Origin of the sequence: Streptomyces sp. ActVer, assembly GCF_027270795.1 — a bacterium.
In the GTDB taxonomy this organism is placed as follows: domain Bacteria; phylum Actinomycetota; class Actinomycetes; order Streptomycetales; family Streptomycetaceae; genus Streptomyces; species Streptomyces umbrinus_A.
Genome location: NZ_JAPWHT010000595.1, coordinates 1 through 5235, shown reverse-complemented (window position 1 = coordinate 5235; position 5235 = coordinate 1). Strand labels below are relative to the sequence as shown.

The 5235-nt window shown below is 71.6% G+C and carries 7 protein-coding genes and 2 pseudogenes; 8 read left to right on the top strand and 1 reads right to left on the bottom strand.

Annotated features, from left to right (window positions below):
* From O3Q52_RS48430 to O3Q52_RS48395, 8 genes and pseudogenes are all read left to right on the top strand, one after another.
* Nucleotides 1-546: pseudogene (locus tag O3Q52_RS48430) on the top strand (two-component sensor histidine kinase); the annotation flags it as partial.
* Nucleotides 547-704: 158 nt separating this feature from the next.
* Nucleotides 705-1367, top strand: coding sequence for a response regulator transcription factor (locus O3Q52_RS48425; protein ID WP_269654827.1), 663 nt, complete (start codon nt 705-707; stop codon nt 1365-1367).
* Nucleotides 1368-1439: 72 nt separating this feature from the next.
* Complete coding sequence (locus O3Q52_RS48420; RefSeq protein ID WP_269654826.1) at nt 1440-1865, top strand: hypothetical protein; 426 nt, start codon at nt 1440-1442, stop codon at nt 1863-1865.
* 67 nt (nt 1866-1932) lie between these two features.
* Nucleotides 1933-2730, top strand: a complete 798-nt coding sequence (locus tag O3Q52_RS48415; protein WP_269654825.1) for an SDR family oxidoreductase — start codon at nt 1933-1935, stop codon at nt 2728-2730.
* A 7-nt stretch (nt 2731-2737) separates the two neighbouring features.
* A complete protein-coding gene (locus O3Q52_RS48410; protein WP_269654824.1) occupies nt 2738-3328 on the top strand; it encodes a hypothetical protein in 591 nt (196 codons plus the stop codon).
* Between the two features lie 109 nt (nt 3329-3437).
* Nucleotides 3438-3821, top strand: a complete 384-nt coding sequence (locus O3Q52_RS48405; RefSeq protein WP_269654823.1) for a Tat pathway signal sequence domain protein — start codon at nt 3438-3440, stop codon at nt 3819-3821.
* Nucleotides 3818-4465 (top strand): class F sortase, encoded by a 648-nt coding sequence (locus tag O3Q52_RS48400; protein WP_269654822.1) that lies wholly within the window; start codon nt 3818-3820, stop codon nt 4463-4465. Before O3Q52_RS48405 ends, O3Q52_RS48400 begins: the two co-directional genes overlap by 4 nt.
* Nucleotides 4466-4581: 116 nt before the next feature.
* Complete coding sequence (locus tag O3Q52_RS48395) at nt 4582-5073, top strand: RNA polymerase sigma factor (protein ID WP_269654821.1); 492 nt, start codon at nt 4582-4584, stop codon at nt 5071-5073.
* A 77-nt stretch (nt 5074-5150) separates the two neighbouring features.
* Here the strand turns inward: O3Q52_RS48395 and O3Q52_RS48390 are convergent.
* Nucleotides 5151-5235 (bottom strand): annotated as a pseudogene (locus O3Q52_RS48390) (exopolyphosphatase); the annotation flags it as partial.

Sequence of the window (5235 nt, the reverse complement as noted above, 5' to 3'; positions counted from 1 at the left end):
GGCACCGGCACCGGCACCGGCACCGGCACCGGGGGTGGCGAACTCCAGCCCCAGCCCCCCCACAGCGCGACCTCCGTCGGCCCGTACAACGACTTTGTGGGGCAGCCCGGCACCGGCACCGCGGACAAGAGTGGAGCGGTCATCAACCGGTCCGATCCGCAAGGGGAGTTCGCCGCCACCATGAGCAGGAAGAAGAACGTCGCCATCGGCTGCGCCGTCACCGCCGTCGTCCTCGTCGTGGGCGTTGTCGCCCTGGGAATCTGGGGGGTGAGCGCGCTGATGGACGAGATGAACAAGGCCACGATCCCGCCGAGGGTGTACGAGTCGGCGAAGGTCGGCGACTCCGAGACCGCCGTGCAGGACAAGCTGCCCGACGAGGACTCGGTACTGACCTCGGTCTGGGCGGACCAGGGCCCGCCGATGCCCAAGGACGCGACCTGCCGCCACTTCGCGTCCGACGACCCCGACGACACCACGACCGTCTTCCGGTTCTGCTTCCGCGGCGGAAAGCTGGTCGAGAAGCAGACCTTCAAGGACGAGAGCTGACCCGCAGGACCGAGAAGTAGCCGTACGGCCGCGTAACCACCCGGCCCGCGGTCGCGCCCTCGCCTCCGCACACCGTCTCCGCGACGCACCCGACCGGATCAGGGCATGATGGCGAGGCCATGCCATCCGCTTCCGACCGACACCGCGCAGGAGGCCGTGTGATCCGGGTCCTCGTCGCCGACGACGAGCCGCTCATCCGGGCCGGCATCAGAATGATCCTCACCTCGGCCGACGACATCGACGTGGTCGCCGAGGTGGGTGACGGCCGCGAGGCGGTGGAGAACGCCCGGGGCACGGCCGTCGACGTGGCCCTGCTGGACATCCAGATGCCGGTGATGGACGGGCTGACGGCCCTGGCCGAACTGGGCCGGGTCGCGCCGAACGTACGGGTGCTGATCCTCACCACGTTCGGCGAGCGCGACAACGTACTGCGGGCGCTCGGCCACGGCGGCGCGGGCTTCCTGCTCAAGGACTCAGCGCCCGACGAGCTGATCCACGCGGTGCGGGCGGCCGCTGCCGGGAACGCCTATCTCTCACCGGCGGCCACCCGGCACGTGGTGGACGCCCTCTCCTCCCCCGGGGCCACCGCCCGCGCGGAGCAGGCCAGGAACCGCCTCGACGGGCTGACCGCACGGGAGCGCGATGTGCTCGCCCTGCTCGGGGAGGGCCTGTCCAACGCGGACGCGGGCAGGCGGCTGCACATGAGCGAGGCCACCGTGAAGACGTACGTCAGCCGCATCCTGACCAAGCTCGACTGCGACAACCGGGTCCAGGCGGCCCTGCTCGCGCGCGACGCCGGTCTGCACCCGGGCGACGTCTGACCGGTCCCGCGGTGCAGGACGGTCCTGCGGTGCGGCGGCTCACGTTTTCGTGCGCCGTCTCGTCATAGGGGCATGAACACGAAGATCCGGTACGCCAACCTCGGCTTTCTGGCCGTGACCGCGCTGTACACAGGCGCCTGGGCCTACTTCTCGCCGAAGGAGTGGCACGCGGACTTTCCCGGCTTCGGACTGAGCTGGCTGCCCCAGCTCGGCCCGTACAACGAGCACCTCGCCAAGGACGCCGGGGCCATGTTCCTGGCGCTGGCGATCCTGACGACCATCACCCTGGGTTCCGTACGGAACACCCGGCTCGTGCAGACCACGGGCGCGGTGTGGCTGGTCTTCAACGTGCTGCACCTCGGCTACCACATGCAGCATCTCAGCATGTACGGGACGCGCGACCAGGTGCTCAACGTCGTCACCCTGACGCTGCTGGTGCTGTCGTCGGCCGCTCTCCTCGTACCGGTGCTCCCCCGGCGGCGACAGGGGGACACATGATGGCGTACGTGATCAGAATGGACAGGGCCGGGGCGGACAGGAACACGGTGGAAGAAGGAGGTCCGTCATGCGGATCGCGGTAGCGGGCGGGACCGGGCTGGTCGGGCGGTACGTGGTCGACGAGCTGGTCGCCGCAGGGCACGAGCCGGTGGTGCTGGCCAGGTCGCGGGGTGTGGACCTCGTCTCGGGCGCCGGACTCGACGCCGCCATGACCGGCGTGGAGGCCGTCGTCGACGTCAGCAACGTGCAGACCACCAGCGCCAAGAAGTCGATCTCGTTCTTCGAGAGCGTCGGCCGTAACCTCCTGGGCGCCGAGGCCCGGGCCGGCGTACGGCACCACGTGGCCCTCTCGATCGTCGGCCTCGAACAGGTCGGCCTCGGCTACTACAAGGGGAAACTGCGCCAGGAGGAGGTCGTGACCAAGGACCGCTCGACGCCGTGGACGATCATGCGGGCCACGCAGTTCCTGGAGTTCCCGCAACAGGTACTCGACCGGATGCCGGGCCCGGTCGCGATGGTGCCCCGGATGCGAACGCAGCCGGTGGCCGCCCGCGAGGTCGCCCAGCATCTGGTGCAGCTCGTCCTCGGGCCGCCCCAGGGCATGGCGCCCGAGCTCGCCGGACCGCGCGTCGAGGAACTCGTCGACATGGTGCGCAAGGTGCTGCGGGCCGGGGGCCGGCGCAAGCTGCTGGTGCCGGTCACGCTCCCCGGCGCCGTCGGGAAGGCCATGAAGGGCGGCGGCAACCTGCCGACCGGGCCGGGCGCCCGCGGCACCCAGACCTTCGACGAGTGGCTCACCGAGAACGTCCGGCACATCGCGCACGACGGGCACGGGCCCGACGGGCGCCCCGGAGAGGGGGGCTGAACCGCCCATGCCCACCTCGCCCGGCTCCGACCAGGACCCTGGTCCCAGCCTCGGTTCCCTCATGGCCGAGCGGCGCCGGCTGCTCAACCTCGGCTACCGGATGCTCGGTTCGGTGCAGGACGCCGAGATCGCCGAGACGGTGGGCCGCTCCACCGCGGCCTGCCGTCAGCTCGCCTCCTCGGCCCGCCGTCGCCTCGCCGAGCGGCGGCCGGTCGGCGGTACGACGACGGAACACCGGCAGGTCGTCTCCGCGTTCCGCGAGGCGTGCGAGACCGGTGACCTCGACTCGCTGGTCGCCCTGCTCGACCCCGCCGTCGAGTCGCGCAGCGACGGAGGCGGCAAGGTGCGCTCGGCGCTCCGCCCGATCACCGGCGCGGACAAGGTGGCCCGCTTCCTCCTCGGCCTCCTGCGCAGGGAGCCGGACGTGGAACTCGTCGAGGACGACATCAACGGCACCCCCGGCGTCACGGTCAGCATCGCCGGCACGACCATCGCCGTCCTCGCCGCCGACGTCCGCGACGGCCTGATCACCGACCTGTGGCTCGTGGTCAACCCGGACAAGCTCCACGCGTGGACCGGTACACCGACCGCCCGATGACTTTGCCGGCTCTTTACAACCCGGTCCGCCGCTGTCTCGTCTCTTCGCTCGATCCGTATCCCAGTCCGCCGGGTCACCGGGCGGGCGGGCCGACGAAAGAGAGCGATTCATGCGCCGAACTGTCCTCAGCGCCATAGCACTTGCCTGCACCGCCGTGCTGGCGAGCACGGTGCCCGCGTTCGCCGACGGGTCGACCCCGACCGTGGCGCCGAGCGCCGCCCCGAGCCAGGCGCCCTCCGAGGCGGCCCCGAGCGCCGAACCGAGCGTGGGCACCGAACCGAGCCAGGGCACCGAACCGACGGTGGCGCCGACCCCCGTACCGGGCGACGAGGTCTCCGTCGTACCGAGCGGAGCGCCCGACACCGGTGAGGTGTCGACGTCGGCGAAGTCCGGATCCGACAGCGGGCTGATCGCCGGGGGCACGGCCGCGGCGTTCGCCGTCGGCGGGGCGGCGTTCTTCGTCGTACGCCGTCGGCGGGCGACCGGGGAATGACCCTGCCCTCCAGGCGCGCGCTCTCCCGGCGCGGGTTCGTCACCGCGGCGGTGGCCTCGCTGCTCGTGAGCTGCGACGGCCAGCAGGCCGACCGGTCCACGGACGACCGAACCACCGACGACCGGGCCGGAGCCGGGAAGACCGGGAGCTCGCGACCCCCCGCGAAGGCGGCGAAGGCACTGGGACGTTCGGTCCCGGTCAGGCTGCAGGTCCCGGCCATCCAGGTCGACACCCCGGTCATGCGGCTGGGGCTGGCGTCGGACGGCACCGTGGAGGTGCCTCCGATCGCGGCGGACGACAAGGCGGGCTGGTACCAGCACTCGCCGACGCCCGGCCAGGTCGGCCCGTCGGTGATCCTCGGCCATGTCACGGTCGGCTCCTACGGTGACGGGGTCTTCCGTCACCTCTCGCGGCTGCGCCGCGGCGACCGGATCGTGGCGCGCCTGGAGAACGGCAAGGCGGCGGAGTTCGCGGTCACCGACGTACGGACGGTCGCCCAGGCCCAGTTCCCGACGGACGACGTCTACGGGGACGTGGGCCGTCCGGAGCTGCGGCTCATCACCTGCGGGGGCCCCCGCACCGGTGACGGGTACCGCGACAGCGTGATCGTCTTCGCCGCGCTGAGTTCCGACAGCACGCAATAACCCGTAGCTCCAGGATCCTGGGCCGACGGACCATACGTCGACGGACCGTACGTCGATGGACGGTTCGCCTGCGGCCCGGGATCCTTCCTACGAGTCCGTCACGACCATGGAGAGCGTTGAAACGGTCCCGCGAGAAGGCAGCGTCCGAGCTGTTCGCCGCCCTCTACCCGCGCCTGGCCGGCTGGTGCCGCCGCCTGGTCGACGACGACGAGACGGCCCACGAGATCGCCTCGGAGGCGTTCACCCGGCTCTGGGCCCGCTGGACGACCGTGGCGGAGCCCCGGGGGTTCCTCTACGTCACCGCCGCCAACCTCGTCCGGGACCACTGGCGCAAACTGGAGCGCGAGCGCAGAGCCGTACGCCGTGTCAGCGACGAGGTCGCCGTCCGGCCGCAGAACGAACAGGCCGACCCGTCGGTGCGCCTGCTCGTGCAGTCGCTGCCGGAACGACTGCGCGTACCGATCCTGCTGCACTACTACGCCGACATGCCGATCCGGGAGGTGTCCGCGCTGACCGGGCGCAAGGAAGGAACCGTCAAGGCCGACCTCCACGCGGCCCGAGAAATGCTCCGCGCCCACCTGAGGAGAAGCCTTGATCACACCCTCTGAGGACGGTCCGGACCTGGAGCCCGACGACCCCCTCGCGGTCATCCTGCGGCCGGCCTCCGGCTATCTCGCCCCGCCTCCGGGCGGAAGCCCGCGGTCAGCCGACCCGCGCCCAGCGGCAGCGAGGCCGCCGCGTCCGGCTCCTCGTCGATGCCGTACGCGATC